We start from the raw sequence: 15580 nt of genomic DNA, 5'->3' as shown, positions 1-15580 counted from the left end.
TCGCTCTAAGGACTAGAGAACGAAGGCGAAGACCAGACCGAGGATGGCGAGGGCTTCGGTCAGTGCAAGGCCGAGGAATGCGATCGGCTGCAGGACGCGCTGTGCCTCAGGCTGACGGGCGACGCCGTTGATGTAGGCAGCGAATACCAGACCAACACCGATACCACCGCCGATTGCGGAGAGACCGTAACCTACGAGGTTGAGATTGCCTTCCATTTTTCTTCCTTTCAAGATGCCATCTGTGTGGCAGGTTGTTTGGGTTGCTCTATCCCCGTGAGGGGAAGCTTAGGTGTGCCTAGTGGCTGTCGGCGTGGAGTGCGCCTTCGATGTAGATCGCGGTCAGCAGGGTAAAGACATAGGCCTGCAGGACCATGATCAGGGCTTCAAGCATGTACATGGCGATGGCACCGGCGAGGACCAGGAGCGAGGTTCCCTTGAGCAGGATGTTCTCCTGCATCACAAGGAACTCGATACCGGAACCGGCGATCATCACGATCAGGTGGCCGGCCAGCATGGTGGCGAACAGACGGAGGCTGTGCGTCACGGGCCGGACCAGGAAGTTGGAGATGATCTCGATCGGGATAACGATCGGCAGGATGAACCACGGGACACCCGAGGGAACGGTGGCCAGCTTGAAGTAGCGCAGGCCGTTCTTCTTGACGCCGATGGCGATCCAGGTGAAGTAGACCAGGCCGGCCAGGACGTAGGCGCCGCCCACGTGCGAGAAGGTGGGCAGCTGGAACAGCGGAATGGCGCCGTAGATGTTGTTCACCAGGATGAAGAAGAACAGGCTGAACAGCAGCGGGACGTACTTGATGAAGTCCCTGCCGCCGATGATGTCCTTGGCGATGCCGTTGCGGACGAAGCCATAGGCGGCTTCGCCGGCGAACTGGAGCTTGCCGGGTACCAGCTGCTGCTTGCGTGCGGCGAGCACGAAGAAGACGGCGATAAAGACGACAGAAAGGAGGACCAGCAGCATCTGCTTGGAGAATCCCTCTGCGGCACCCCACGGCAGGATTGCCGGCAAATGCATTTCGTTAATACCAGGAGGAGTGAACTCTCCTGAATCTTGGGCCGGGAGCGCAAGCGCGATCAACGCGTTTCCTCTCTGCAGTGTCCATCATTGGGCGTTGGGCGGGGTCCGGCAGCCTGAAGGCCTGCTGTTTCCCCTGTGAAATTATTTGGCATTAGTGTCGCCGTCCGTGGACGGCCCGCTGGCAGCATGACGTTCCCCAGCTTTTTGTCGAGAACTGGTGAGGCCATGCATGTGGGAAAGGTAAAAACCTCCGACGGCTCCAAGCAGAGCGCCTGCGAGCACAATCCAGCGCGTTCCCCACAGATAATCCAGCCCCCACCCTATCAAACTCCAGACGATGATTCCGCCAATGATGTAGCTGAACACAGCCATTCCGGCGTTGTATCCGCCGTCAGAGCTGTCGCTGGATACACCCGGGGCGGAGGGGCCCGTTCGGCGCGCGGCGGAGCCGCCGTCGCGGTGGTTCTTGCGGTCACGCATCGGGGCTGTCCTTGCTGTGCGGGTCGTTGTAGATCTGGAGGCGGGCCTTGCTGAAGCCGTACATCTCCGCCGCCTGCCACAGGATGACGGCTGAAACGGCGCCGGCGACAAACCAGGTGCTTTCCAGCCAGGCAGGCTGGCCGACGGCGAACAGCACGGCAGCGAAGCCCACCACCTTGATGAAGTACATGGCGACAAACACCCCGATCGCACCGGACGGGTTGTTTCGTCCCACCACGTGGCCGGCCAGCAGGCTGATGCCGAAGAAGAGCATGACCAGGAGTCCGCCTGCCGCACTGGACAGGATGGCTTCGGGTCCTGCCAGCAGCCAGCCCGCACCGGCGCACACCACCAGTCCTGCGGCTGACGCCACCGAACTGAGCTTGAGGAGGTGCAGCCACAGCGACGCCGTGGGACCGGATGCGCCGACGCGTCCGCTGCCGGAGGCAGGTCCGGGGTCGGCGTTGGCGGTCATGAGATCCCAATCGTCGGCGGCTGATGGCAGGGAGCCACCAGGCTGGTAAAGGAGGGGGCAGCTTTATGGCTGCCCCTGAATTCTACATGAGATAGAAATTATTTGGGAACCGGTCATGCCCGTGCGTCATCGCCCCGCCTTACCACGTACGGCCACGCGGTCACGAGGCCCATGACAAGGGTCGCGGAGATGTCCACCACCAGCACTACCTGCCAGGGGAAGACCGCAAACGCGAGGCCTCCGAAGGACAGAATCGCGGTCCAGAGGTACATGAGGACGACGGCGGTGCGGTGCGAGTAGCCGATGTCCAGCAGCTTGTGGTGGAGGTGCCCGCGGTCCGCCGACCAGGGCGACCGGCCGCGGGCGGTGCGGCGGACCACCGCGAGCCCCAGGTCCAGCAGCGGCAGGAACAGGACGGCGAACGGCAGCAGGATGGGGATGATGGTGGAAATACCGTTGGCCCGGTCATAAAGGCCGGAGGTGATCTGCCCGGTGGACACCACGCCGGCGGAAGCCATCAGAAGGCCGATCAGCATGGCCCCGGAGTCCCCCATGAAGATCTTGGACGGGAACCAGTTGTGCGGCAGGAAACCCAGGCACGCGCCTACCAGGACGGCGGTGAGCAGCGTCGCCAGGTCCGAATAGTCCAGCAGTACGGCGTTGCGGTGGACCCAGTAGGCAGTGAAGAAGAAGGCCGTCCCGCCGATGACGGCCACGCCGGCCGCCAGCCCGTCCAGGCCGTCGATGAAGTTGAAGGCGTTCATGGTGACGACGATCAGGCCCGCCGTCAGCACCACCCGCAGTGTCTCGTTCTCGAGGTGGATCGGCTCGGGCACCCACGGGACAATGGTCATCTGGACGCCCCACAACGCCACCGTGAAGCCTGCGATGCTCTGGCCGATCAGTTTCACCCACCAGCGGATGTCCAGGAGGTCGTCCGCGACGCCCACCAGGACGATCACGGCAGCACCGGCCAGGACACCCCACGGCGAAAAATTGTTGCGGTAGATGTCCTTGACGAAGAAGGACTGGCTGGCCACCACCAGCGCCACCATCACGCCCAGGAACATGGCCACCCCGCCCAGCCGGGATACCGGCGTCGAATGCATGTCGCGGCTGCGGATGGGCAGGTGGAGTTCCATCCGCCGCCCCACCACACGGGCAGCCCAGGTGGCGGCATAGGACACTACCGCGGCGGTCAGCCCCATGAGGAGGTACATGATCATGGCGTACGGGCCGTTTCAGCAGGAGCTTCGCTGCGGGAAGGCTGCAGCCGGACGGTCAACCGGCCTTGCATAGGAGGGCTCACTGGCAGGGAATCTGTTCGTTGATAAATGAAACTTCTCCGTCGCCGAGCGCGCAGCAGGCCCGCGGTTTTTCCTATACGCGCGGCCTTACAGGGCTGTATTACAGTGGACTCTAGTCAAAGATACTAGCGCCAACGGCTCCATGGCTTCGCGCAACACGGGCGCACTCCCACCGGGGACATCCCTGACAGCCATGCTGAAAGGACCCCATGACACCCCGCGTAGCAGTCGCCGCCGTAACGTTCAACCGGCCCAAGGAACTTGCGGTGCTCCTGCGCGCCATCAATGCCCAGACGGCGCCCGTGGAAACCATTTGCCTCGTGGACAGCGGGACCGCCCCTGCGCGGGAGGTTGCCGCCGGGCACGCCAACGTTGACTACATCCGTTCGGAGGCGAACCTCGGCGGCGCCGGTGGTTTCGCCCTGGCCGCGTTGAAGGCGGTGGCCAGCGGAGCGCGGTGGATCTGGATGATGGACGACGACGCCGAACCAGCCGATCCGGAATGCCTCGCCACGCTGATCCGCGAGGCTGAGGCACGCGACCTTGAGGCGGTGGTCCCCCTTGTTACGGCGCCCGGGCATCCGGACCGGCTCTCCTTCTTCTTCCGCCTGGACGGCAAGGTCACGCACAGCCGCGCGGACGTCGAGAAGCTGGGATTCCTCCCGGACAACGGACATTTCTTCAACGGCGCCCTGATCCGTTCGGACGTGTTCTTCAAGGTGGGGCTGCCGGACATGCGGCTGTTTATCCGCGGCGACGAAGTGGACTTCACCATCCGGCTGCGGCGGGCCGGCGTCAGGTTCGGCACCGTCACCACCACGGCCATCACCCATCCGCACGCCTTCACCGAGACACAGCACGTCTATGGTGCGCGGTGGCACGTGATCGTGCCGGATTCCGCGTTCAAGCGCCACTACTACTACCGCAACCGCGGCTACCTGATCCGGCGCTACTTCCGCGTGAAGTCCCTGGTTGCGGACGTGGGCGGCTACTTGGGCTACTTCGTGCAGCGCCGTGACCTGGCCGGGCTCACCGCGTGGGCGAAGTCCTTCGGGGCCGGCCTGCGCGGGAAGGGCTTCGGACCGCTGGAGGACCAGAAGTTCTAGGCGAATTGGCCGGGAGCCCGGCAGTGCCGCGCTCCCGCAGTACAGTGCCAGGCCCTACGGCACCGGTCCGCCGGGCCCCAGCTCATCCCCTCCTGAGCCGCCGGCGCGCCAGCAGCCAGAGCAGGACCCAGGGTTCGCCAAAGACCCGGTAAGCCACACGGCGGGGATGGAGCAGCAGCCGCCACGCCCATTCCAGGCCAAGCCGGCCAAGCCAGCGCGGAGCCAGTTTCTGGACACCGGCGAGCTGCTCGATGGCTCCCCCCACGGCGCAGTACACCGCCGGCGGCAAAGAGCCGAGCCTTCTCTGCAGCACTTCTTCCTGCAGCGGCATACCCAGGCCCAGGAGGACCAGTTGCGGCTGCTCGCGCTGGAGCCACTGCACGGCTTCCTGTTCCACGGCACTGTTCCACCCGGCGCCCGGAAAACCGGAGACGCGGGCGCCGGGGACGATGGCCTGCAGCCTGCGGACCGCACCGGCGTTCGCTTCCGCCCCGGCGCCCACCACAGCGATACGTTCCAGCCCTGCCACCTGCCCTAGGGCCGGCAGCCAGTCGTTGGTGCCCAGCCGATAGTCCATCACCGGCCCCTCGGCATCGCCGGTCCGGCCCCACAGCCACAGCAGCGGCGCACCGTCCAGGAGGACCACATCGCTTCGGTCGTAGAAACTGCGGAAAGCCGGATCCGAATGGGCAAGGGTCACGCTGTGCAGGTTGTGGCCCAGCACGGTGCGGGTGCCGCCTTCCCGAACGAACCGGCCCAGTTCCACCATCAGCTCAGGGACCCTGAGCGGGGTTGCGTCGACGTCCAGGACCGGGACCTGCCGGCGCTTTGGCGCCATCAGGCGTCTGTGGCCGCGGCGGAGTCTCCACTGGCGGCGGAGGGGCCATCCGAAACCGGCGCGCCGTCGTCGTCCGCGGGACTGCCATCGGCGGAAAGCCTGTCGTCGGGACCGGGCATGGCAGCATCCTCCGCCGGGGCAGCCTCGCCCAGCCCAAGCACTCCGGGGACCTGCTCACGCAGCTGCTCCAGGCTGACGGCGCCCTGGCGTACGACGCGCAGCACCGGGCCGGTGGCATCCACGATGGTGGACGGGACGGCTTCGCTGCCTTCGAGCGGCCGGAAGCCGCCCTCAAGGTAGACCTCCACAGACTCCGCGAGCTGTTCACGGGCCTCCGCACCGGTCTGCGCCGCGGGCCGGCCGGTGCGGTTGGCCGAGGAGACCGCCAGTGGACCGGTGAGGGTCAGCAGTTCCTGGGCGATCTCGTCGGCAGGCATGCGCAGGGCAACCGTACCCTTTGTTTCGCCGAGGTCCCAGTCCAGGGAGGGCTGCGCGTGCAGGATCAGGGTCAGGCCACCGGGCCAGAAGGCCTCCGCGAGCCTCCGCGCATCGGCGGACACGTCCGTGGCCAGCCCATCCAGCGCGTTGATCCGCGGAATCAGAACCGGCGGCGGCATGGCGCGGCTGCGTCCCTTGGAGGCGAGAAGCAGGGTGACGGCCTGCGGCGAGAAGGCATCGGCGGCGATTCCGTACACCGTATCCGTGGGAAAAACGACGCACTTGTTCTCGCTGATGGCTCGCTGGGCGTGCTCCAGTCCCTCGGCGAGCTGTTCGGTGCTGGTGCAGTTATACGTTGTGGTCACTGGCCTATTCTTTCATTCCGTACGGCCCGGGGCAGCACGCAGCGCACTCGTGGCACGCTCCTTGCCGTTGAGGTCCAGGTGCGTGGTGATGCCCTGCCATGCCCCGGCGTGCTCCATCATTGCCGCGATCCATCCGGCCTGGACTTCCGCATGCTCCATCACGAAGTAGCCGCCGGGGCGGAGCAGCCTCGCAGCGGACTCCGCTGCCGCCGTCGGGAGCTCCATGCCGTCCGCTCCCCCGCCATACAGGGCCTCGGGAGGGTCGTGAAGCGCCACTTCAGGTTCGTTCGGGACCGCCTCGGCGGGGATGTAGGGCGGGTTGGAAACCACGACGTCGACAGTTCCGTTCAGTTCCTGCAGCGCGTCCCGCAGGTCTCCGAGCACCAGGTGGACACCCAGCGGTGCCAGGTTCCTGGCGGCCCAGGCATGCGCGAAAGGGCTGAATTCCACGGCGTGGACCTCGGCCCCGGGCACTTCGGAGGCGACGGACCCGGCAATCGCACCGGAGCCGGTGCCCAGGTCGACAACACGCGGCGCTGCCGCTCCCTGAAGGTGGTCGATGACCAACTGGACCACGGACTCTGTTTCCGGCCGCGGGATGAAGACCCCTGGGCCCACCGCGAGTTCGAGGTAGCGGAAATGCGCCACTCCGGTGATGTGCTGCAGGGGCACCCGCCCGGCGCGCTCGGCCACCAGTTCCGCATACCCCTCCGGCGCCGGGGCATCCCCCAGCATCAGGGCGCGGAGACGGCCCAATCCCACATTGAGGAGATGGTCCGCCAACAGTTCAGCGTCGACGCGCGGGCTCGGAACACCGGCATCGCGCAGAACGGCGGTAGCTTCAGTGACCGCTTCCGCCAGGGTCTGGCCTGCACTCATACTGCGGTACTAGTCGCCGAGGGCGTCCAGGCGGGCCTGTTCGTCCATTTCGATGGCCGACTGGATGACCGGTTCCAGATCGCCGTTCATGACCTGGTCCAGGTTGTAGGCCTTGTACCCGGTGCGGTGGTCAGCGATGCGGTTTTCCGGGTAGTTGTACGTGCGGATGCGCTCCGAACGGTCCATGGTGCGGATCTGCGACTTCCGCTGCTCCGAGTTGGCGGCGTCGATCTGTTCCTGCTGGTGGGCCAGGATGCGCGCCCGGAGCACGCGCATGCCGGCTTCGCGGTTCTGCAGCTGCGACTTCTCATTCTGCATGGCCACCACGATGCCCGTGGGCAGGTGGGTAATGCGGACGGCGGAGTCGGTGGTGTTCACCGACTGGCCGCCCGGTCCGGAGGAACGGTAGACGTCGATCTTGAGGTCGTTCTGGTTGATTTCCAGTTCCTCGGGCTCGTCGACTTCGGGCAGGACCAGCACGCCGGCGGCCGAGGTGTGGATGCGGCCCTGCGACTCGGTGACGGGAACCCGCTGGACACGGTGCACGCCGCCTTCGAACTTCAGCCGGGCGTAGACGCCCTCGGCAGGATCGTTCGAGCTGCCCTTGACGGCCATCTGGACGTCCTTGTAGCCGCCCAGGTCCGACTCGGTGGCGGAGATGATTTCGGTCTTCCAGCCGCGGGACTCCGCGTACCGGGTGTACATGCGCAGGAGGTCGCCGGCGAACAGTGCGGCCTCATCGCCGCCTTCACCGCCCTTGACCTCAAGGATCACGTTGCGGGCATCATCCGGGTCGCGCGGGATCAGCAGGCGGCGCAGCCTGGCGGCGGCGGCTTCCAGCTTCTCCTCCAGCTCAGGCACCTCGGCAGCAAACTCGGGATCCTCCGCAGCCATCTCCCTGGCCGCGGCCAGGTCATCCCGCAGGCCCTCCCAGCGGTGGTAAGCCTCAACAATGCCGTTCAGCTGAGCCGACCGCCGGCCCAGTTTACGGGCCAGCCGCTGGTCGGCATAAACAGCAGGATCCCCCAGCTGCGCCTGGATGGAATCATGCTCATCAAGCAGGCCTTGTACGGACTCAAACATTTTTCAAAACCTCTTTCGACTTGTACAAGTCTAGTAACCCGAGGGCGAAGGTAGACAAACGGGGAAGGTGACCCTGCTGGGTGGCGTTCGGTTTTGCCGCCCCGGGAGTGGCAGGTGACGTGCGGTCGTCGTCGCATTTTTGCCGGCCAGGGGCTGCATCTAAGGATCGGGCCGAGGGGCCCGACGCGAGCTTGCGAGCGTTGGGAAGGCCCCTACCGCTGTCGGAGCGTTGCTGCTGACGTACGCAGTACGTCAGCAGCAACGCGAAGGGGCGGGGCCGGCAAAAAATGCGGCGACCCCACCCCCCCAACTCAGCTACTTGTCGTTATCCGACTTCGCGCCAAGCGTCGTCTTCTGGACCTGCATGAGGAACTCGACGTTGCTCTGGGTTTCCCGGATCTTGTTGGTGAGCAGTTCAAGGCTCTGCTGGGTTTCGAGTCCGGAGAGGACGCGGCGCAGCTTCCACATGATCTTGACTTCCTCGGGGGAAAGCAGGTTCTCTTCGCGGCGGGTACCGGACGCGTTGACGTCCACGGCAGGGAAGATGCGCTTGTCGGCCAGCTGGCGGGACAGGCGGAGCTCCATGTTGCCGGTGCCCTTGAACTCTTCGAAGATGACCTCGTCCATCTTGGAACCGGTCTCCACGAGCGCGGTGGCCAGGATGGTGAGCGAGCCGCCGTTTTCGATGTTGCGGGCGGCGCCGAAGAAGCGCTTGGGCGGGTACAGGGCTGCGGAGTCCACACCACCGGACAGGATGCGGCCGGAGGCCGGTGCCGCCAGGTTGTAGGCGCGGCCCAGGCGGGTCATGGAGTCCAGCAGGACTACCACGTCCATGCCCATTTCCACCAGGCGCTTGGCGCGCTCGATGGAGAGTTCGGCCACGGTGGTGTGGTCATCGGCGGGGCGGTCGAAGGTGGAGGCAATGACCTCGCCCTTGACCGTGCGCTGCATGTCCGTGACTTCTTCGGGACGTTCGTCAACCAGCACCATCATGAGGTGGACCTCAGGGTTGTTGGTGGTGATCGCGTTCGCGATGGACTGCAGGATGAGCGTCTTGCCTGCCTTGGGCGGGGAGACGATCAGGCCGCGCTGGCCCTTGCCGATGGGGGCAACGAGGTCGATGACGCGGGGGCCGATCTTCTTGGGATCGGTCTCCAGGCGCAGGCGCTCGGACGGGTAGAGCGGAACCAGCTTGGCAAATTCCACCCGGTCCTTGAGTTCTTCGGCAGTCTTTCCGTTCACGGAGGTGACGCGGACCAGTGCGTTGAACTTCTGGCGGTTGGACTGCTGGCTGCGGTCTTCGCCTTCACGCGGTGCACGGATCGCGCCGACGACGGCGTCACCCTTGCGCAGGTTGTACTTCTTGACCTGGGCCAGGGAGACGTAGACGTCGTTGGGGCCGGGCAGGTAGCCGGAGGTACGGATGAAGGCGTAGTTCTCGAGGACGTCCAGGATGCCGGCTACCGGCAGCAGGACGTCGTCCTCGGTGACCTCGACGTCGTCCACATCCGGGCCCTGATTGCGGCCGCGGCGGCGGTCGTTACGGTCGCGGAAGCGGTCGTTGCGTGAGCCCTCGCGGTCCTGGCCGCCCGAACGGTCGCTGCGGTCGCGGCGGTTACGGCGGTTGCGGCGGCTTCCGCCGTCGGAATCATCGTCCCGGTTGTCATCACGGCGGTTTTCGCGCTGGCCGGAATCGCGCTGGCCGGAGTCACGGCCGCCGTCGGAGCCGTCGCGGCCGCCGCGGTTGCGGCCGCCTTCGCGGCGTTCGCGCTGGCCTTCGCCTTCGCCGGAACCCTCGGTGCGGGTTTCGGCAGCCCGCTCGGCGCCTGCCTGCTCGGCCGGTGCCTCGCCTGCCGAGGCACCCTGGGGTGCAGCAGCGGCGGCCTCGCCACGGCGGCGGTTACGGGTGCGGGGCTGGCGGCGGTCGGCGCCGGCCTCCGCAGTTTCGGAGGCCGCTTCGGGCTGCGCCGGAGCGGCTGCCTCGGCTGCGGCGGGCTCGACGGCGGCGGGAGCCACCACGCCGTCGCTCACGGCACGCCGGCTGCGGCCGCGGGTGCGGGTGCGGGCAGCGTCCGCGGCCGGGGCTTCGGACGTTTCCGGAGCAGCAACCGGGGCGGCGGCCGGAGCAGCTGCGCTCTCGGCGGCCTTCTCGGTGCGGACCGGAGCCTTGGCGGGCGTGCCGGCACGGTGGGCCGAGATCGCCGCGACCAGGTCCCCCTTGCGCATGCGGGAGCCGCCGGAGATGCCAAGCTGGCTGGCAAGGGCCTGCAGCTGGGCGAGCTTGAGGCCGGCCAGGCCGCTGCTCTTGGCGGATGCTGCCGGCGGTTCGGCAACAGAAGATGATAGTTCCACAGCTGGCGACAGCTCAGTGGTTTCGGTCACGAAGGATCCTTCCCCCTCGACGGCGTCCAGACCGGGAGCTGGACGCGATGATTTGATCTGGGCTGCAGTTCAGATCTGCAGCCGGGATTTCGGCCTTGCCGGATGGATTTCGGCCAGCAGGGCCGGATACTTCTCACCTTGCGTTCCGCCCGTGGCGGAACGCTTGACTGACGCTTGAGGGGCAGTTTGATGCTGCAGGTTCCTGCGACAGGCCAAGCAGGCGGCACCGGAATAGATTGCGCAGTAGAAGGCCGATGAGCAGCTAGGTGCAACAGCAGATCAGATAGGCGGAATTACCGCCGGTGCACGTCCACCTTAGCACCTTCAACGTCCACCGACAGCTTCAGCACGCGCCAGCCCACATCCGGCGTGTTGGCGGCTGTGAAGCCCGCAATGAAGTCCAGCGTCTTCGCGGCGTCCGATTCCCCGTTTGCCAGCACCAGCACCGTAGGTCCTGCGCCGGAAACCACGGCTGCGTGGCCCTGGGCACGGAGGGCCGCGATCAGTGCCGCGCTGGGCCGCATGGCCTCTGCCCGGTAGCTCTGGTGGAGGTAGTCCTCGGTGCCGGCCAGCAGGAACTCGGGGCTGTGCGTCAGCGCGTGGATCAGCAGCGCGGCGCGGCCGGCGTTCATGGCGGCAGCATGGTGGCCTACTGATGCAGGCAACAGGGCCCGCGCGGCCTCGGTGGAAAGCTCGAAGTCCGGAACGGCAACGATGGGAACCACCTGCTCCACTACGGTAGCCGTGGTGCTCCTGTACTGGTCACTGTCCTGCCAGGACAGCGCCAGTCCGCCGAAAATAGCGGGAGCGACGTTGTCCGGGTGGCCTTCCATTTCACTGGTCAGCTGAAGGATCCAGTCGCGTCCCCTGCGGCTTTCGGCCGGGACGAGCTGGTTGGCGGCAGTCACCGCGGCCACGACGGCAGAGGCGGACGAACCGAGGCCGCGGCCGTGCGGGTTCACGTTTTCCGCCGTGATCTTCAGGCCGCCGTGCTGGAACCCAAGCCGCCGGAAAGCTGCCTCCATGGCCCGTACCACGAGGTGGCTTTCGTCCCGCGGCAACGTTCCTGCCCCTTCGCCGCGCAGGTCGAAAAGCAGTTCGTCCGTGTCCAGGGTCTCCACGGTCAGGGTGTCATGCAGGCCAAGTGCCAGCCCCAGGCTGTCATAGCCGGGCCCCAGGTTGGCCGTGGTGGCCGGAACCCGCACGGTAACGCTCTGTCCCGCGTCGATAAGGTGCAGGCCCACGGACGGCCGGGATGTGGTGTCCAAGTCTATTTTTCTTCCAGTCCCAGTTCAGCTGCCACGGTGACGACGTCGTTCGGAACCTTTACGGGCTGGACGTCGCTGCCGTCCTCGGTGCGGAGCGCCCACTGCGGGTCCTTCAGGCCGTGGCCTGTGACCGTGATGACGATGGTCTTGCCCGAAGGCACCTCGCCTGCGGCGTGCTTCTTCAGGAGGCCGGCCACTCCTGCGGCGGAGCCGGGTTCCACGAAGACGCCCTCCTTGGCGGACAGCCAGCGGTGGGCCGCCAGGATTTCGTCATCGGTGACGGCGTCGATGAGTCCGCCGGACTCGTCCCGGGCGCCAATGGCGCCGTCCCAGGAGGCCGGGTTTCCGATGCGGATGGCCGTGGCGATGGTGTCCGGCTCCGTGATGGGGTGGCCGGCGACGAAGGGTGCGGCGCCTGCGGCCTGGAAGCCCCACATGGCGGGCGTCCTGGTGGAAACAGGCTCCAGGGTGCCGACTGTGGCGGATTCGAAGGGTGCTGAGTACTCCTTGTAGCCCTTCCAGTACGCAGTGATGTTGCCGGCGTTGCCCACGGGCAGGACGTGGATGTCCGGGGCGTCACCCAGGGCGTCTACCACCTCGAACGCACCGGTCTTCTGGCCCTGGATGCGGGCCGGGTTCACGGAGTTGACCAGGAATACCGGGTAGGACTCCCCCAGTTTCCGGGCGATGTCCAGGCAGTTGTCGAAGTTGCCGTCTACCTGCAGCAGGGTGGCGCCGTGGGCGATGGCCTGGCTCAGCTTCCCCATCGAGATCTTGCCTTCGGGCACCAGCACGGCGCACTTCAGGCCGGCAGCGGTGGCGTAGGCGGCAGCAGAGGCGGAGGTGTTGCCGGTGGACGCGCAGACCACGGCCTTGGCGCCGGACTCCACGGCGGCGGTCATTGCCATGGTCATGCCACGGTCCTTGAACGAACCCGTCGGGTTCATGCCCTCGACCTTAAGGTACACCTGCGAGCCCGTAAGTTCGGACAGCTTCTGTGCGTGCACCAGCGGGGTTCCGCCTTCGCCCAGCGTAATGACGCGGGTGGCCGCGGTGACAGGCAGACGGTCAGCGTATTCGCGGATGACGCCGCGCCATTGGTGAGCCACTTAGACTCCTTCTACCCGCAGAACGGATGTAACTGAATTAACGACGTCGAGGCGCTTCACGGCCTCGACGGTGGCCGCCAAGGCAGCCTCGGGTGCGCGGTGGGTGACGATCCGAAGTTCGGCGGACTCCACGCTGGATTCCGCGTCGCGGTGGATGGTCTGCCGCATGATCTCAATCGACACGCCCTGCTCGGCGAACAGCTGCGTGATCCGGGCCAGTACGCCGGGCTGGTCTGCAACGTCCAGGCCGATGTAGTAGCTTGTGACGGCCGCGTCGATGGGCAGCGCCGGGATGTGGCCGGTGGTGGTTTCGGTGCGCTGGGGTCCGCCCAGGACGAGCCGGCGCGCCGCCGACACGAGGTCGCCCAGGACCGCCGAGGCCGTCGGCGTACCGCCGGCGCCCTGCCCGTAGAACATCAGCTCGCCGGCGTTTTCCGCCTCCACGAATACCGCGTTGAAGGCGCCGCGGACGGCGGCCAGCGGGTGTTCGCGCGGGAGGAGCGTGGGGTGGACCCGCACGGAAACCCCTTCGCCGCCGTCGGAATCAGTCAGCTTTTCAGCGATCGCAAGCAGCTTGATGACGAAGCCGGCGTCCTTGGCTGCGGCGATGTCGGCGGCGGTGACGCCACTGATGCCCTCGCAGTAGACCTCTTCCAGTGGGAAGCGGGTGTGGAAGGACAGGGTGGCCAGGATGGCGGCCTTGGCGGCGGCGTCGTGGCCCTCCACGTCTGCCGTGGGGTCGGCTTCCGCGTAGCCCAGTCGCTGGGCCTCCGCGAGGGCGTCGGCGAACTGTGCGCCCGTGGAGTCCATCTGGTCAAGGATGAAGTTGGTGGTGCCGTTGACGATACCCAGCACGCGCGTGATCCGGTCGCCGGAGAGGCTGTCGCGGATTGGGCGAAGGATGGGGATGGCTCCGGCGACGGCGGCCTCGTAGGAGAGCTGGACGCCGGCCTTGTCCGCTTCCTCGTAGAGGGTGGGGCCGTCCTGTGCGAGGAGTGCCTTGTTGCCGGTGACCACGCAGGCGCCGTTGCTTAGTGCGGAGAGGATCAGGGTCCGGGCCGGCTCGATGCCGCCCATGAGCTCGATGACCAGGTCCGCGTCCTTGACCAGCGTCCCGGCGTCGGTGGTGAAGAGCTCCTGCGGCAGGTCCACGTCGCGAGGAGCTCTGACATCGCGCACCGCGATGCCGCTGAGCTGCAGGCGGGCGCCGGTGCGGGCAGCAAGGGCGTCGGCGTCCTCAATGAGAATCCGCGCAACCTGGGCCCCAACGTTGCCACAGCCCAGCAAGGCTACTTTCAGGGTTCGCATTTCCGTCATTCAGGCTCCCATGTCGCGGTTCAGCAGGTCTTCTTCGGTTTCCCCGCGGACAATGAGCCGGGCTTTTCCGTCGCGCACCGCGACAACGCCCGGCCGGGCCAGATAGTTGTAGTTGCTCGAGAGGGCCCAGCAGTAGGCGCCGGTTCCCGGTACAGCAAGCAGATCACCGGCTGCCACGTCCCCGGGCAGATATACATCTCTAACAACTATGTCGCCGCTCTCGCAATGTTTGCCCACTACGCGGGACAGCTGCGGGGCCGCCTGGGACGTGCGCGAAGCCAGGATTGCCGAGTAATCCGCGTCGTAGAGCACCGGCCGGGCGTTGTCGCTCATGCCGCCGTCCACCGAAACATACCGGCGCGCATACGTAACGTTGTAACCGCCGTCACCCCCCGCAGCCTCAGGCGCATCCACGCGGACGGTCTTCAGCGTGCCTACTTCATAAAGCGTGAAAGTGGTGCTGCCCACGATGGCGCGTCCGGGCTCAATCGAGATGCGGGGAGACTTGATGCCCAGCTCACCGCAGGTTGAACGCACGACGGCGGCCATCGCCACCGCGATTTCCGCTGCGGGGCGGGGGGTGTCCACGGGGGTGTAGGCGATACCGTACCCGCCGCCGAGGTCCAGTTCCGGCATGGTGATGGCGTACTTCTCCTGCATCGCCGCCAGGAAACGGAGCAGTTTCTCTGCGGCCAGAGCGAAGCCGTCAGGCTCGAAAATCTGGGACCCGATGTGGCAGTGGAGTCCCAGGAGCTCGATGCCTGGATGGGCCGACGCTGCGGCCACTGCTTCTTCCGCGGCGGAGATGCCTGCCTCGGCCGTGGTGTCCGCGGCCATGGACAGACCGAACTTCTGGTCCTCGTGGGCGGTAGCGATGAATTCGTGGGTATGTGCGTGGACGCCGGGGGTCAGGCGCAGCATCACTTTCGCCTGCGCGCCGCGCGCCTGCGCGATGTTGCCAACACGGACCAGTTCGTCGAGGCTGTCCACCACGATACGGCCCAGCCCCATGTCCAGGGCGCGATTGATTTCGGCGTCGGACTTGTTGTTGCCGTGCAGCGCCACGCGCTCGCCCGCGATGCCGGCACGGGCCGCAACGGCGAGTTCACCGCCGGAGGCAGTGTCCAGGCGCAGACCCTCTTCCTCCACCCACTTCACCACTGCGGTGCACAGGAAGGACTTGCCGGCGTAGTAGACGTCCACCCCGCCGCAGATGTCGGCGAACGCCGCGTCGAAGGAGTCCTTGAACGCCCTGGCCCGGTCACGGAAGTCCGCCTCGTCCATGACGAACAGGGGCGTCCCGAACTGTTGCTTCAGCTCAGCGACGCCCACGCCGCCCACGGTGATGGCGCCGTCGGCCGCGCGGTCCACGCTGCCCGCCCACATCGGTGCGTGCAGCGCGTTCAGGTCCTCGGGGATGGCAAGCCAGCCGGGGGCCAGCGGTGACTCGGCAGGGTTGGGCGCGGCCGCCGCATTTCCGGTTTGCGCAGACATGCG

15 protein-coding genes are annotated in these 15580 nt (G+C 66.5%); 1 reads left to right on the top strand and 14 read right to left on the bottom strand.

The features are described from left to right. Positions 1-12 precede the first annotated feature (12 nt). The 5 genes from atpE to ACIQCN_RS01920 form a co-directional block, all read right to left on the bottom strand. A complete protein-coding gene (gene atpE / locus ACIQCN_RS01940) occupies positions 13-216 on the bottom strand; it encodes an ATP synthase F0 subunit C (RefSeq protein ID WP_009356484.1) in 204 nt (67 codons plus the stop codon). A gap of 79 nt (positions 217-295) precedes the next feature. Next, positions 296-1096, bottom strand: a complete 801-nt coding sequence (gene atpB / locus ACIQCN_RS01935; protein ID WP_400603296.1) for a F0F1 ATP synthase subunit A — start codon at positions 1094-1096, stop codon at positions 296-298. Between the two features lie 81 nt (positions 1097-1177). Continuing rightward, on the bottom strand, positions 1178-1516 hold the full coding sequence (locus ACIQCN_RS01930; protein WP_400603295.1) for a hypothetical protein: 339 nt from the start codon (positions 1514-1516) through the stop codon (positions 1178-1180). Beyond that, complete coding sequence (locus ACIQCN_RS01925; RefSeq protein WP_400609147.1) at positions 1509-1991, bottom strand: hypothetical protein; 483 nt, start codon at positions 1989-1991, stop codon at positions 1509-1511. The genes ACIQCN_RS01930 and ACIQCN_RS01925 overlap by 8 nt, the downstream gene beginning before the upstream one ends. A gap of 113 nt (positions 1992-2104) precedes the next feature. Then, positions 2105-3217 (bottom strand): MraY family glycosyltransferase, encoded by a 1113-nt coding sequence (locus tag ACIQCN_RS01920; RefSeq protein WP_400603293.1) that lies wholly within the window; start codon positions 3215-3217, stop codon positions 2105-2107. Between the two features lie 290 nt (positions 3218-3507). On the opposite strand from ACIQCN_RS01920, the gene ACIQCN_RS01915 reads away from it, so the two are divergent. Then, positions 3508-4404: a glycosyltransferase gene (locus tag ACIQCN_RS01915; RefSeq protein ID WP_400609145.1), complete on the top strand. Its 897-nt coding sequence runs from the start codon at positions 3508-3510 to the stop codon at positions 4402-4404. Positions 4405-4486: 82 nt separating this feature from the next. On the opposite strand, the gene ACIQCN_RS01910 is transcribed toward ACIQCN_RS01915, so the two are convergent. The 9 genes from ACIQCN_RS01910 to lysA form a co-directional block, all read right to left on the bottom strand. Further along, on the bottom strand, positions 4487-5242 hold the full coding sequence (locus ACIQCN_RS01910; RefSeq protein ID WP_400603291.1) for a WecB/TagA/CpsF family glycosyltransferase: 756 nt from the start codon (positions 5240-5242) through the stop codon (positions 4487-4489). After that, positions 5242-6045 (bottom strand): L-threonylcarbamoyladenylate synthase, encoded by an 804-nt coding sequence (locus tag ACIQCN_RS01905; RefSeq protein ID WP_400609142.1) that lies wholly within the window; start codon positions 6043-6045, stop codon positions 5242-5244. Before ACIQCN_RS01905 ends, ACIQCN_RS01910 begins: the two co-directional genes overlap by 1 nt. 12 nt (positions 6046-6057) lie before the next feature. Continuing rightward, a complete protein-coding gene (gene prmC / locus ACIQCN_RS01900; protein WP_400609140.1) occupies positions 6058-6924 on the bottom strand; it encodes a peptide chain release factor N(5)-glutamine methyltransferase in 867 nt (288 codons plus the stop codon). A gap of 9 nt (positions 6925-6933) precedes the next feature. Beyond that, the gene (gene prfA, locus ACIQCN_RS01895; RefSeq protein WP_400603288.1) at positions 6934-8007 is read right to left on the bottom strand and encodes a peptide chain release factor 1; all 1074 of its coding nucleotides are present in this window, start codon (positions 8005-8007) and stop codon (positions 6934-6936) included. 315 nt (positions 8008-8322) lie between these two features. After that, complete coding sequence (gene rho, locus ACIQCN_RS01890; protein WP_400603287.1) at positions 8323-10389, bottom strand: transcription termination factor Rho; 2067 nt, start codon at positions 10387-10389, stop codon at positions 8323-8325. 293 nt (positions 10390-10682) lie between these two features. Further along, positions 10683-11657, bottom strand: a complete 975-nt coding sequence (gene thrB / locus ACIQCN_RS01885; RefSeq protein ID WP_400603286.1) for a homoserine kinase — start codon at positions 11655-11657, stop codon at positions 10683-10685. Between the two features lie 2 nt (positions 11658-11659). Continuing rightward, on the bottom strand, positions 11660-12766 hold the full coding sequence (gene thrC / locus ACIQCN_RS01880) for a threonine synthase (RefSeq protein WP_400609138.1): 1107 nt from the start codon (positions 12764-12766) through the stop codon (positions 11660-11662). After that, on the bottom strand, positions 12767-14083 hold the full coding sequence (locus ACIQCN_RS01875) for a homoserine dehydrogenase (protein ID WP_400609136.1): 1317 nt from the start codon (positions 14081-14083) through the stop codon (positions 12767-12769). Then, positions 14084-15577, bottom strand: coding sequence for a diaminopimelate decarboxylase (gene lysA, locus ACIQCN_RS01870; protein ID WP_400609134.1), 1494 nt, complete (start codon positions 15575-15577; stop codon positions 14084-14086). Positions 15578-15580 lie beyond the last annotated feature (3 nt).

It is taken from the genome of Pseudarthrobacter sp. NPDC092424 (genome assembly GCF_044754925.1).
In the GTDB taxonomy this organism is placed as follows: domain Bacteria; phylum Actinomycetota; class Actinomycetes; order Actinomycetales; family Micrococcaceae; genus Arthrobacter.
The sequence above is the reverse complement of the archived record's forward strand: the minus strand, read 5'-3'. Positions and strand labels throughout refer to the sequence as shown.